Genomic DNA, 12,064 nt, shown 5'->3' with positions numbered 1-12,064 from the left:
CGACAATAGCCGCGCCGTCTTCCTATTTGTGCTTCAGTACTACTCTTTCGGTCCGCCGCTCGGATAATCCACCCGCACTGTCAGAATTTCGAACGGATGAATCGGCGCCTTCACCACATCGCCAGTCACACTCAGGGGCGAACCTTCCGGCGTCTCCATCATGTTTGTCACCGTCGCGCCCGTCGCACCCGGCGGCACATGGAACTCTACCGTCGCATCCTTCCCGGCCCACTCATACGCGCGGAAGATCAATCCCTTCGCATCTTCCGCCTTCTTCACCGCCGTCAGCACCACGTTCTCTGGCGTGACCGAAGCAAAGGAATGGCTGGCGGGCAGTGTGCCCGCATGCGCCGTCGTGACGAGGGCCGTCAGCGGGTAGTTGTATTCCCAACCGTGGCGAATCGTCATCGCATCCTTCCACGTTCCCGCGTGAGGATAAAGCGCGTAGTGAAAGTGATGATGCCCCATGTCCGCATCGGGGTCGGGCCACTTGGGCGAGCGCAACAGCGTTAGCCTCAGCAGATTGCCGACCGCGTCATAGCCGAACTTCGACTCGTTGATCAGGCTGAATCCGTGAGTTCCATCTCCCAGGTCCGCCCAGCGCTGCGCAGGAACTTCAAACTGCGCCTTCTCCCACGAATTGTTGCGCGTCGTCGGCCGCTCGATCGTGCCGTACGGAATCTCGTACGTCGCAAACGGCCCTGTTGCCGCCAGTGGGAACGCCGCCTTCAGCAGCACATGCGACTCGTGCCAGTCGAACCGATTATCGACATTGATCTGATCACCGTCTGCCGAGAGCCCGATCGTCTGCACGAATTTCGATTTGCCCCAGTGACTCATAATGCGAATTGTCGGCTCCGCGGTCTTCAAGAGCTCAACAGAATCCGCATGCTCGATCGTCATCGGCGGAACATCCAGCGTTCCTGGGTCGATGTTCCAAGCGTCGTAATCCTTCGGCGTGTCCTTGAAGAACTGCAGCTGATTGCCGCACGCCCCCGAAGCCAGCGTCTCGAAGTTGCTCTTCTTCTCAAACAGGCTCGTGATACATCCGCTCTGCTTACTAACCGCTACGCGCAGCGCTTCATTCTCCAGTGTGATGGTGTCCCCCGAATCCTTCGCGCTCACCGGGTGCTCATCGCGCTCTGCCGCGCCCTTCCTGACCCACACTACCTTGTAGCCCAGCGCCGGCACGTGCAACACGTGCAGCTTCACATCGGCGAAGTCCGTCTTGTCGTCCGGCTTCACCTCCACAACTTGCGCGCCCGTCGCGCTCACCGTACTCTTGCTGGTCTGCACATGCACGGTCACTTCGCCCGATCGCGCCCAACCCAGCGGGTTGTAGACCACCACCGGCACGCCTGCGCCCGTGGTATTCACGCGCTCATCCACCGTGTCCAGCGAGTTCGATGCGATCTCGTCCGTCGACCAGCGCACCACGTCGTAGTCTTTCTGCGCATCCTTATAGATAATGCCAATGCCGGAACCCGCCGCCAGATCGTGGAACTGGTTGAACAATACTTTCTTCCAGTCTTCCGTCAATTCGGTCGCTGGGTACTTCAGTCCGTCAAGCCATGCAAGCGACGACCACTTCTCCGCATTGAGCACTTCCTCTGAGCTTTCCCGCATGTTGCGCTTGTGGTTCGCCTGCGTGGTCATCACCCCGCGGTGATACTCGAAGTACAGCTCGCTCTTCCAAGTCGGGATCGAGACTCTTCCAGGCACGGCCGGCGGATACTCGTAGCCCTTGGCAATCGACTGGTAATTCCAGACCTTGCTCTCCGGCGCGATCTGGCCCTCGACATGATCGAAATAACTCTGCGCTGTGCCAAAGGGCATTTGCGGTACAACCTTTGGAGGCACCGAGGGTTCCGACCAGTGGACTCCCTGGTCGAGAATGGCGCGCGTCGGGCCGCCGCCGTGATCGCCGATCCCGTACAGGTCCATCATGTCCGTCAGGCCCGTGGCGCGCTGCCGCGCCTGCACCATGTCTGCGGCCAGCCGCGTCGGGTTCAGATTGTCATTCGCATAATCGTGCGGAAAATACGCCAGCACCTTCGAACCGTCCGGCGACTCCCACCAGAACAGCTTGAACGGCAATTGATTCGTATCGTTCCATGTCATCTTCTGCGTCACAAAATAATCGACGCCGCTCTTCTTGTAGATCTGCGGAAGCTGCCATGTGTACCCGAACGAATCCGGATTCCAGCCAATCCGCACATCCACGCCATACGCCTGCTTGTACCAGCGCTTGCCCACCAGCAGTTGCCGCACCAGGCTCTCACCGTCCGGCAAATTCAAATCGGGCTCCACCCACATGCCGCCCACAATCTCCCAGCGCCCTTCGTCGATGCGCTTCTTGATCTCCGCATTCAGGTCGGGATACTTGTCCGCCATCCACTCGTTGTAGGCCGCGGCACTCTGCGTGTAGGTGTACTGCGGATACTCATACATCAATTGCAGCGCCGTGCCGAACGTCCGCTTCACCACGTCGACGGTCTCGGTCCACGGCCACAGCCACGCCGCATCGATGTGCGAGTTGCCGGTCAGGTGCCACGTCGCCGTCTGCATCAGCGGCAGCAGCGCTTCGAGTTTGCTGTGCGCAGCCTTCAGGCTTTCGTCAAAGGCCTTCTGATCCTTTGCATCGAGGGCTTTGATATCCACCGCGGCAATCGCGCCGTTGAGAGTAGCGATCTGCGACGCATCCTGCGGCGCGAGCGAAGGAACCAAAATCGCCGCGGTCAGAGACTCCGTGCGCAGGTCGTCGGGGTTGGGCCGATTTTCAGGAAACTCGATTCGCAGGGTGGCGCCACGGATCGACTTGGTATCTACCGTGTGCAGCAGCTTGACCGCGACCGTGACCTTATCGCCGGGCTTCGCGTTGTCAAACAGAACGACAGGCTCAAGGTCGTCGCCGAGCGCAACACGGCGCCCGTTGAAGTAGAGAATCTCCGGCATCGGGCCGTTGGCCTCGGCGTGAAACTGAAACCAGACGCGCGACCCGGTCAGGTCGTACCCGTTCAGTGTGTCGGGAACAATATAAGTCGTACGAAACCACAGCGCATCGTTCGGCGCTTTGCCGGGCACGGCAAATGTCTCCCAGCTGGAATCATCAAGGCTCACGTCTTCGCCGTGCGCCAGGTCGCCTCCGTGCATCTTCCATACGCCGCCGGGAAGCTCGCGCAGCATGGTCAGCCGCGTGATCACTTCGCGCGACTCGGGCGGCAGATTCGACGCCACCCGGTTAATCTCTGCCGCAACGTTCACGGCCTCCACAGCCGTTTGCGCATTGGCTCGCGGGGATGGCAGCGTGGCGGCGAATACAAAAGTGAGAGCGATCAGTAGACCCACAAACGGGCGCAGATGTTCTTTGGACATTTGGGAGTTCCTTTCCCTTGGGAATCTGGCGTCTGCAGAATCTTACGGCAAACTGCAGCAAGAATGGTAACGATTCCAATCCTACTCTGGTCAAGCATTTATTTGTCCGGCGCACCGGGAGTCCGCTCTAAATATTCGACGTACCCCAGCAGCGCGCCCCGTGTATCTGCCGCAACGAGCGCATCAAATCCTCTTCTCAATTCCTATGTCCCTATGTCCCTGCGCGCCAACGGCGCGCTACACCCATCCCCCATCCACCACGTAGCTTTGATTCGTAATCGCGCTCGAATCATCCGCAGCCAGAAAAAGCACCAGCCGCGCCACGTCCTCCGGCAAAATGTCCCGCTTCAGCGCCTGCGACGCCATGATCTCCGCCTTGTACTCCGGCGTATAGACCTGCCGTCTCTGCTTCTCCGTCGCGATCGCTCCCGGCAGCACCGCATTCACGCGAATGCCCTGCGGGCCGCATTCGTGCGCAAGTGTACGGGTCAGTCCGACGATCGCCGCCTTCGCCGCGATGTAAACCGGCACTCCCGTTGACGGGATCATCCACGCGATCGACGACATATTGATGATGCTGCCTCGTCCCGCTGCCTTCATCGTAGGCAGCACTGCCTGGATCATGAAAAACTGCGGGCGCAGATTCACCGCCATCGACGCATCCCAGTACTCCGGCGTCACATCCTCAATCCGGTGCCGGTGATCGTTCGCCGCATTGTTCACCAGCACATCGACGCCGCCCAGCGCAGCAATCGCCGCTTTGGCGGCGGCTTGCAGAGCTCCCACATCTGTCAGGTCACAAGGAAAGAACAAGGGAGCCGAAGCGACTCCCGGCGCAAGCGAATTGGCTAGCCGTTGTCCTTGCTTTTCCAAAATGTCGAAGAATGCCACCCGCGCCCCCTGGCTGGCAAAGTGCGCGACAATCGAGGCGCCAATCCCAGTCGCTCCGCCGGTCACCAGAACAGCCCGGCCGCGAAGGCTCGGATAGATTGCATACTGCGGTCTGGGTGTTTGCTTCTTGGTAGCCATTTGACCCTTCTCGGTGGAGGTCGCTCCCAACTCCAGTTTCCCCAGCGACACATCCTCGTCATTCATGTCGCTGAATCGGTCCAAGTATAGAGCCACACCCGAGTTCCAAACCGAGCGGCCGATACCGCGGCAAATCCCACGCACTGGTACACGCTGGTACACCGTCTCGCATCGCGGGTGCATACTGATATACAGGCCGTTTTCACGGGCAGCTCCCCCTTGGGTTACTCGCGCAATTCCGTTGTGGCAATTGAACTTAACAAGGGAAATTGGATCGGAGCCGCAGCTCGACCGCGGTCAGCAGAACCAATGAATCCAGCCACTTGCAACTGCTGATGCGCACGGCAGCCAAGGCTGGATTGAACGAACCGCAGGTTGCGGGACCGTTGCGGCCTTTCGATGGGCTCACCCCGAAAGCGTTTGCAGGCCCCTCGCCGCAGAGTAAGTATCGGAAATCACTGGGGTCCCCGTGGACAGGTCTTCGTCCTCGGGGTGCCTACGCACGGAGGGGACACCATGAAGGAAGCCGCTCGCTATCCCGGCATTCGAGTTACAGCCAACGGAAACCAGCTCGTCTCGTATCACACCGAGACCCGCATCGCCGATGCCGGCGTTTTCTATCCCATTACGCCTTCCACCGAAGGCGGCGAGCTCTTCCAGCAGGCTTACGCTGAGGGCAACCTGAACGTCTTCGGCCACAACACCATCGCCATTGAGACGGAAGGCGAACACGCGGCCCAGGGCGGCGCCATCGCGCACTCCGTTTGCGGCAAGCGCGTGGTCAACTTCACTTCCGGCCAGGGTGTGGTCTACGGCGTCGAGCAGTACTATCACGCTCCCGGCAAGGGCTCCACCATGGTGCTCGAAGTGGGCGCCCGCGCGCTCACCAAGCACGCCCTCAACGTCCACTGCGGCCACGACGATATTTACGGCGCGCTCGACACCGGCTGGATCATGCTCTTCGGCAAGGACGCTCAGCAGGCTGCAGACCAGGCCCTCATCCTCCGGCGCGTCACCGAGCTTTCGCTCACCCCCGGCATGAACATCATGGATGGCTTCCTCACCAGCCACCTTGAGCGCACCTTCTACAAACATGAATCGGAACTGATCCGCGAATACCTCGGCGCGCCGGAAGACATCATCGACTGCCCGACAGAGGCCCAGCGTGTTCTGTTTGGACCCACCCGCCGTCGCGTCCCTAAGATGATGGACCTGACCAACCCCGTCCTCCTTGGCCCCGTCCAGAACCAGGAACACTACATGAACGGCATCATCGCGCGCCGCAACAACTTCGCCGAGCCGATCCTGCCGTTCCTCGAAGACGCCTACGTCGACTTCGGAAAGCTCACCGGCCGCTATTACGGCCTCCTCTCTCAGTACAAGTGCGACGACACCGACACCGTCTTCGTCTCCCTCGGATCCGCTGCCGAAAACATCGAAGCCGCCGTCGACTACCTCCGCCAAACCCGCGGCGTCAAGGTCGGTTCGATCCACGTCAACGTCATCCGCCCCTTTCCTGAAGCCGCCATCGTTGCCGCGCTCAAGGGCAAGAAGAACGTCATCATCCTCGAGCGCACCGACGAAGCCCTCAGTGGCGACAACCCGCTCGGCCGCGACATCCGCACTGCCCTCTCGAAAGCCATCCAGACCGCCGGCCACGCCGCCTCCGAAGGCCTCCCCGCGTTGTCGATGGACGAAGTGCCGCACATCTACTCCGGCAGCTACGGCCTCGGTTCGCGCGACTTCCGCCCAGAACACATCATCGGCGCCTATGAATACGCCACCGCCGGCCGGGCCCGCAAAGACGGTAAGACTGCGGCCGACGGCGTCAGCTTCTTCGTTCTCGGCATCGACCATCCCTACACGGTCATCGGCGACGAAATGCCTTCCCTGCTCCCCGAAGGCGCAGTGGCAGTCCGCTTCCACTCCATCGGCGGATGGGGCGCCATCACCACCGGCAAAAACCTCGGCGCCATACTTGGCGACTTGAACGATCTGCTCTACGAGCGCGACGGTTTGGTCGACGACAAGGGCAATCCCAAGGAAGTCATCCACGTCAGCGCCAACCCCAAGTACGGCTCGGAAAAGAAGGGCGCGCCCACCAGCTACTTCATGGTCGCCGCCAAAGACCGCATTCGCGTCAACTGCGATTTGCGCCACGTCACGGTTGTGCTCTGCTGCGATCCCAAGGCCTTCACCCACACCAATCCGCTTGACGGCATTCAGCCTGGCGGCGCACTTATCTGGGAATCCGACGCCGAAGGCGAGCGCGCTTGGGAAAACCTTCCCATGTGGGCGCGCAAACAAATCATCGAGAAGAACATTCGCGTCTACACGCTGCCCGGCTTTGAAATCGCCCGCAAGGCCACCGACCGCGCCGACCTTCAACTCCGCATGCAGGGCAACGCCTTCCTCGGCGCCTTCTTCGCCGTCAGCCCCATGCTGCAGGAGTTCGGCATCACGCCGGAGCAGTACCGCACCGTCGTGATGAAGCAGTACGTCAAGAAGTTCGGCAAGCTCGGCGAAGCCGTCGTCAACTCCAACATGGAAGTCATGACCCAGGGCTTCGAGCGCGTCAAGGAAATCGCCATCGGCGAAATGGCCGCAGCCGACAAGTCCTCCCTGCGCGGACAGCCGCTGCTGCCGATTCTCGAAATGGCCACCGTTGGCGGTGACAGCTGCACCACCGGCGGTTGCCGTTCCACACCGCCTCCTGCCGGACAGAACGAACGCCCACCCATCTCGAGCATCGAGACGTTCGACTCCGAGTTCCGCGCGCACTTCGGCTACGACCAGCCGTCCACTCCGCTGGCTGCCATGGGCGTCATCGCCGCCGCAACCGGCGACACTGCCTCAAAGTACGTAGCGCGCCGCGAAACCCCGCTCTACATCCCCGAAAACTGCACCCAGTGCATGGAGTGCATCTCCGTCTGCCCTGACACCGCGCTCCCCAACACCTCGCAGGATCTGGGCACCGTGCTCACCATGGCCGTCTCCCGCTACGTGGGCGACGCCGCCGAGCGCACCAAGATGATGGCCAAGCTTCCCGAGATCGAGAAGCAGACACGCCAGCGCATGGTCGCCGAAATGAAGACTGGCACGCCGCTGCCCAAGATCATTCGCGAAGTCACCGAGAGCGTCGACGGTTTCTCCGCCGATGCGAAGGCTCAGTTTTACTCGATCATCGACAAGGTGCCGATGGCCTATCAAAAGGTCAACGCCATCTTCTCCTCGCCCGAACGCAAGGCTCCCGGTACGGGCGGTATCTTCTCCATCTTTGTCAGCGATCTCTGCAAAGGTTGCGCGGCCTGCGTTACCGCCTGCGGCGATCACATGGCGCTGAAGATGGTGCAGGAAACCACCGAAGTCAACGCCGAGCACGAGACCGGCACCGCCTTCCTCAACCTGCTGCCCGACACTTCGCAGAAATACCTGGGCCTGTTCAACGCTGCGAATCCTGCCGACTCGAAGACCGCAACGCTGCGCAACATGCTCATGGTTCGCCGCAACTACGACGCGCTGGTTTCAGGCGACGGCGCCTGCGCAGGCTGCGGCGAGAAGAGCGTGCTCCGCTCCATCGCTGCCGTCACCGAAGCTTACATGCGCCCCGTCTTCCACGCGAAGGCCGACCGCCTCGTAGCCAAGGCCGGCGATCTTGAGAAAGCCGGCGTAGCCCGTCTCGAAGCACTCAAGGCGGCCAACCCCGAAGAGTACGAAACCCTTCGCCTCGCCATCACTCATCTGATTCTCGGCCTCGGCGGCGAGCAGACTGAAGACACCAAATCCCGCATCGCCGCGCACGAGGAAGCCCACGGCCCCATCACCGATGCACAGATGATCGAAGCGCTCGCCGCGGTCCTGCTCACCGAGGCCTTCAACCACAAGTCGCTGCAGCCCGTCGACGGACGCCTTGCTAACGGCATGAGCGTAATGGCGATGGCCGCGCACACCGGTTGCAACACCGTCTACGGATCGACCTCGCCCAACAACCCGCATCCGTATCCGTGGATGAACTCGCTTTTCCAAGACGGCATCACCATCGGCTGGCTCATGGGCGAAAGCTTCATCGTCGACCACGCGCGCCGTTCCGTCATCCCCGAGCGCCTCACGGATGTGATCCTTACTCGCGAAGGCAAGGGCATCACGCAGCGCGAGTTCTACGAGTTCACCCACTTCACCGACGCGCTGATGACCGATCAGGAAATCGTCGAACTGCCCAAGGTCTGGGTAGTCGGCGGCGACGGCGGCATGGGCGATATCGGCTACCAGAACATGTCCAAGGTGATCCTGCAGAACCGCCCCAACATCAAGGCGCTGATGCTCGATACGCAGGTCTACTCCAACACCGGCGGACAGAACTCCGATTCCACCCCGATGCTCGGCGGCAACGACATGAACGTCTTCGGCTCGGCCACGCAGGGCAAAAACACTGAGAAGAAGACAGTCGCCGAAACCTTCCTCGCCGGACACGGATCGCCCTTCGTCGCGCAGGTCTCCATGGCCAACGCGCCGAAGCTCTATCGCGCGATTCTCGACGGCCTCGAATATCGCGGAACGATGTTCCTGCAATGCTTCACCACCTGCCAGCCCGAGCACGGCGTGCCTGACGACATGGCGCTCTTCCAGGCCCAGCGCGTACGCGACTCCCGCGGCGTACCCGAGTTTGTCTTCAACCCGCGCCTCGGCGAAACCTACCAGGAAGCGCTCGACGTCACCGGCAACCCCAGCAAGGAGCTCGACTGGTACGAGACCAAGCTCAAGTCCACCGGTGAAACCATGCGCTACACCGTGGCTCACTGGTGCGTGACAGAAGCCCGTTTCCGCAACCACCTCAAGAAGATCAAGCCCGAGGCGGCCGAGAAACTCCTCCATCTCGACAACATGCTGGTGCGCATCACGCAGCAGGATGTGGTCTATCGCCGCTACCTGAACCCAGCGCACCGCTCCTTCATTCCCGACTTCGGCGTCTACATCAAGTACGAGGAGAACGGAAAGATCGAGTACCGCGCGCTCTCCCGCCAGCTCGTCATGTTCTGCGTAGAGCGCCGCAAGTCCTGGCGCATGCTCCAGTCCAAAGCAGGCGTAGTCAATAAGGAGTACATCGCGCAGAAAGCGCTCCTGGCCGAAGTAGACGCAGGCAAGATCGCCAAAGATGAGTTCTTCGCCCACGCCCACGAAATGCTGGCAGAGAAACTAGGCACCGCAACCCCGGCACTAGCCAAGGCATAACTCGGTTGGGCTTGTATCAGGGCATGACTTCAGTCATGCCGCAAGACTAACCCAAACGATGAAAGCAGAACGCGGACCGCAAGGTCCGCGTTCTTGCTTTAGCCCCACTTTCACCGTCTCATCTTCAACGGATCAGCTTGGGGCGCCACTCATGTTCACGGGAATGGGATAAGCGGAGCGAAGGATCTGCTCTTCCACGGTCGTTGTGGAGTCCGCTGAACTACCAACCGGTTCCCCACAGCATGCCCCGATTTGCGACCTGCGCCGGCAAAAGATCAGATGCCCTGGAGTATTTGGTCCTTCGTCACGCCTTTGTGCGCCGCGACTGTGGAGAGAATCGCATTCAACGTCCCAACTCGCAAAGGTGTGTGTGCCGGGACAGCAATACGGTGGGACCCTGGCTGCTGGTTTGCAGAATGACGTGACTGCCGACTTGATGAATCCTGGCGTAATGCCAATACTTGCAAAGGTGCTTGATCAGGTCTTCTCCGCTCAGGTCGCGCGGCAGCTTCATGCCACGGCCAGCACTTCGTCTCGTACTTGCCGCAGACGGATCGAAGCAGGCGGTGCGGAGTCGAAATAAAACGCCTGCACAGCCTCCTTCACGTGGAGGCGCAACTCCTCCCAACTATTGGCCTGCGTGAAGATGCTCTCGCCAATAGCCTCGGCCGTGTAGCCGCCATCGGCCTCCTGAACCACTTCAAAGACGAGTTCTTTCATATCGTTTGCACCTCCGCGCAGGTGAGACGACGCCATACAAGAAAAGTACCACCAAACAATGGCGGCGTGTGAAGGCGTGCGGCTCGACCTGCAGGAGGAGGGCGATCTGTGGCGCGCGTCGAGGCGCAAACGGCCCAAAATTCAGGCATTTCCGCGTGCCGTTTCACCCGGAGCCGGGACAATCTGCAACAGAGCATTCAAAAAGTCACGGGCCCTGAGCGAAATCGAGGGGTCCCGCCTTTGGGACCTGGGATAGCGCGAACCCCGATCCCATAATTCGCGGTAGAGATTATGCAAAATTCTGTATACTACCCTCGTGGATAGACCCCCAAGGCCCATCGAGTTTCGAGGCAGCGCTTTGGATGATCTGTCCCGGTTTCCTGCGACAGCCCGGCGAAAGGCGGGCTTTCAACTGTTTCAGGTCCAGGAAGGCGATGATCCCGATGACTGGAAACCGATGACCGACATCGGCTCCGGTGTACGGGAGATCAGGATACGCGCGAGTGACGGAGCGTTTCGCGTAATCTATGTGGCGACGTTCCCACGCGCGGTTTTCGTTCTCCATTGCTTCCAGAAGAAGACGCAGAAGACGAGCACCGGAGACATCGAACTGGCCAAGCGGCGTTACAAGGAACTGGTACGGGAGATAGGAAAATGAGGAAGACCAGAATCTACCAAAACGTTTGGGACGCCATTGAACCCGATCCGGTCAAAGCAGAAAACCTAAAACTCCGCTCCTCCCTCATGTCGGCCCTCATCCGCCACATTAAGCACGAGGGCCTGACCCAGGCGCAGGCCGCAAAACTGCTCGGCGTAACCCAGCCGCGCATTTCCAACCTGGTCCACGGCAAGATCGACGCCTTCGCATTGGACATGCTTGTCAAGATGGCCGCCGCCGCCGGACTGCGGGTCACAATGCGTGTCAAAAAGGTGGCCTGACGAGACCTGGGCACGAGTTACGAAGCAATCTCCTCCACCATCTCCGTCACCGGAAAACTCACCACGCCCCTGCGTTCAAGTTCCTCGCCTTCCGGCTCCACGGCCTGCTCCTCGCGCACTTCCGCCTTTTCCTTCTTGGTCGGCTTGTGCACGTCAATCGAACCGCTTAGTACCGCTCCCTCTTCGATGAAAATGCGGCTCGTGGACAGGTCGCCCATCAGCGAACCGTCAGCGCGAATCTCCACCCGTTCCCGGCAATCGAGGTTGCCGCACACGTCGCCCATGACCACAACCTCGCGGGCGCGAATGTTCGCCTTCACCGTGCCCTCTTTGCCAATGGTCACCCGGTGCTCCGGCGCGGTGATCGAGCCTTCCACCTTCCCATACACATACACCGGATCGGAAGCGAGAATCTCGCCCTTGATCATGATCGACTTCCCGATCATCGAATACTGATTCGCTGCGGAGGAGTTCTGGGTTGCGGGCATCTCAGCGAGAGATGAGGCGGACGGTTGAGCGTTGGCGTTGCCGGTCTGCGTGAACGTTGCCATGGAGAATGGATCCTTTCGTCTCTCGTCTGTTGCGGCGCACTTGGCGGGATTTAGGTAAATCGGCACAAGCTTGAAGAGTTCCACGATTGTACCCACGAAACATCGCACTCGAACCATTACGTCGGTATCGTCACGGGACGAGACCTTCGCAAACCGAACGTACCCACTGGCGATCCGCCGTGCCCCTTCATCGCGGCTTCATCACGATGAGCGAGCCGTCT

Annotated in this window: 7 protein-coding genes; 3 read left to right on the top strand and 4 right to left on the bottom strand. The window is 60.4% G+C overall.

Annotated features, from left to right (window positions below):
* Positions 1–39: 39 nt before the first annotated feature.
* Together WCA10_RS10490 and WCA10_RS10485 are read right to left on the bottom strand one after the other, a co-directional pair.
* Complete coding sequence (locus WCA10_RS10490) at positions 40–3,375, bottom strand: alpha-mannosidase (RefSeq protein WP_472822464.1); 3,336 nt, start codon at positions 3,373–3,375, stop codon at positions 40–42.
* A gap of 237 nt (positions 3,376–3,612) precedes the next feature.
* Positions 3,613–4,500, bottom strand: a complete 888-nt coding sequence (locus WCA10_RS10485) for an SDR family NAD(P)-dependent oxidoreductase (RefSeq protein ID WP_472822463.1) — start codon at positions 4,498–4,500, stop codon at positions 3,613–3,615.
* Between the two features lie 420 nt (positions 4,501–4,920).
* On the opposite strand from WCA10_RS10485, the gene WCA10_RS10480 reads away from it, so the two are divergent.
* Positions 4,921–9,633, top strand: coding sequence for a 2-oxoacid:acceptor oxidoreductase family protein (locus tag WCA10_RS10480; protein WP_472822462.1), 4,713 nt, complete (start codon positions 4,921–4,923; stop codon positions 9,631–9,633).
* A gap of 510 nt (positions 9,634–10,143) precedes the next feature.
* Here WCA10_RS10480 and WCA10_RS10475 read toward each other — a convergent pair.
* Positions 10,144–10,353, bottom strand: coding sequence for a 2-phospho-L-lactate guanylyltransferase (locus WCA10_RS10475; protein WP_472822461.1), 210 nt, complete (start codon positions 10,351–10,353; stop codon positions 10,144–10,146).
* A gap of 358 nt (positions 10,354–10,711) precedes the next feature.
* On the opposite strand from WCA10_RS10475, the gene WCA10_RS10470 reads away from it, so the two are divergent.
* Both WCA10_RS10470 and WCA10_RS10465 read left to right on the top strand, forming a co-directional pair.
* Complete coding sequence (locus WCA10_RS10470) at positions 10,712–11,011, top strand: type II toxin-antitoxin system RelE/ParE family toxin (protein WP_472822460.1); 300 nt, start codon at positions 10,712–10,714, stop codon at positions 11,009–11,011.
* Positions 11,008–11,292: a helix-turn-helix domain-containing protein gene (locus WCA10_RS10465; protein ID WP_472822459.1), complete on the top strand. Its 285-nt coding sequence runs from the start codon at positions 11,008–11,010 to the stop codon at positions 11,290–11,292. Before WCA10_RS10470 ends, WCA10_RS10465 begins: the two co-directional genes overlap by 4 nt.
* Positions 11,293–11,309: 17 nt before the next feature.
* Here the strand turns inward: WCA10_RS10465 and WCA10_RS10460 are convergent, their stop codons facing one another.
* Entirely contained in the window at positions 11,310–11,843 is a 534-nt protein-coding gene (locus tag WCA10_RS10460) for a bactofilin family protein (protein ID WP_472822458.1), read from the bottom strand.
* Positions 11,844–12,064: the final 221 nt, after the last annotated feature.

Origin of the sequence: Occallatibacter sp. (assembly GCF_049582745.1) — a bacterium.
Taxonomy (GTDB): Bacteria; Acidobacteriota; Terriglobia; order Terriglobales; family Acidobacteriaceae; genus Telmatobacter.
Note: the sequence above shows the minus strand (reverse complement) of the source record. Positions and strands in the feature narration are given on the sequence as shown.

Bases quoted from the DNA above. Each gene is read 5' to 3' on its own strand.
- WCA10_RS10480 (WP_472822462.1), top strand. From the start codon at position 4,921: ATGAAGGAAGCCGCTCGCTATCCCGGCATTCGAGTTACAGCCAACGGA.
- WCA10_RS10475 (WP_472822461.1), bottom strand. From the start codon at position 10,353: ATGAAAGAACTCGTCTTTGAAGTGGTTCAGGAGGCCGATGGCGGCTAC.
- WCA10_RS10465 (WP_472822459.1), top strand. From the start codon at position 11,008: ATGAGGAAGACCAGAATCTACCAAAACGTTTGGGACGCCATTGAACCC.
- WCA10_RS10490 (WP_472822464.1), bottom strand. From the start codon at position 3,375: ATGTCCAAAGAACATCTGCGCCCGTTTGTGGGTCTACTGATCGCTCTC.
- WCA10_RS10460 (WP_472822458.1), bottom strand. From the start codon at position 11,843: ATGGCAACGTTCACGCAGACCGGCAACGCCAACGCTCAACCGTCCGCC.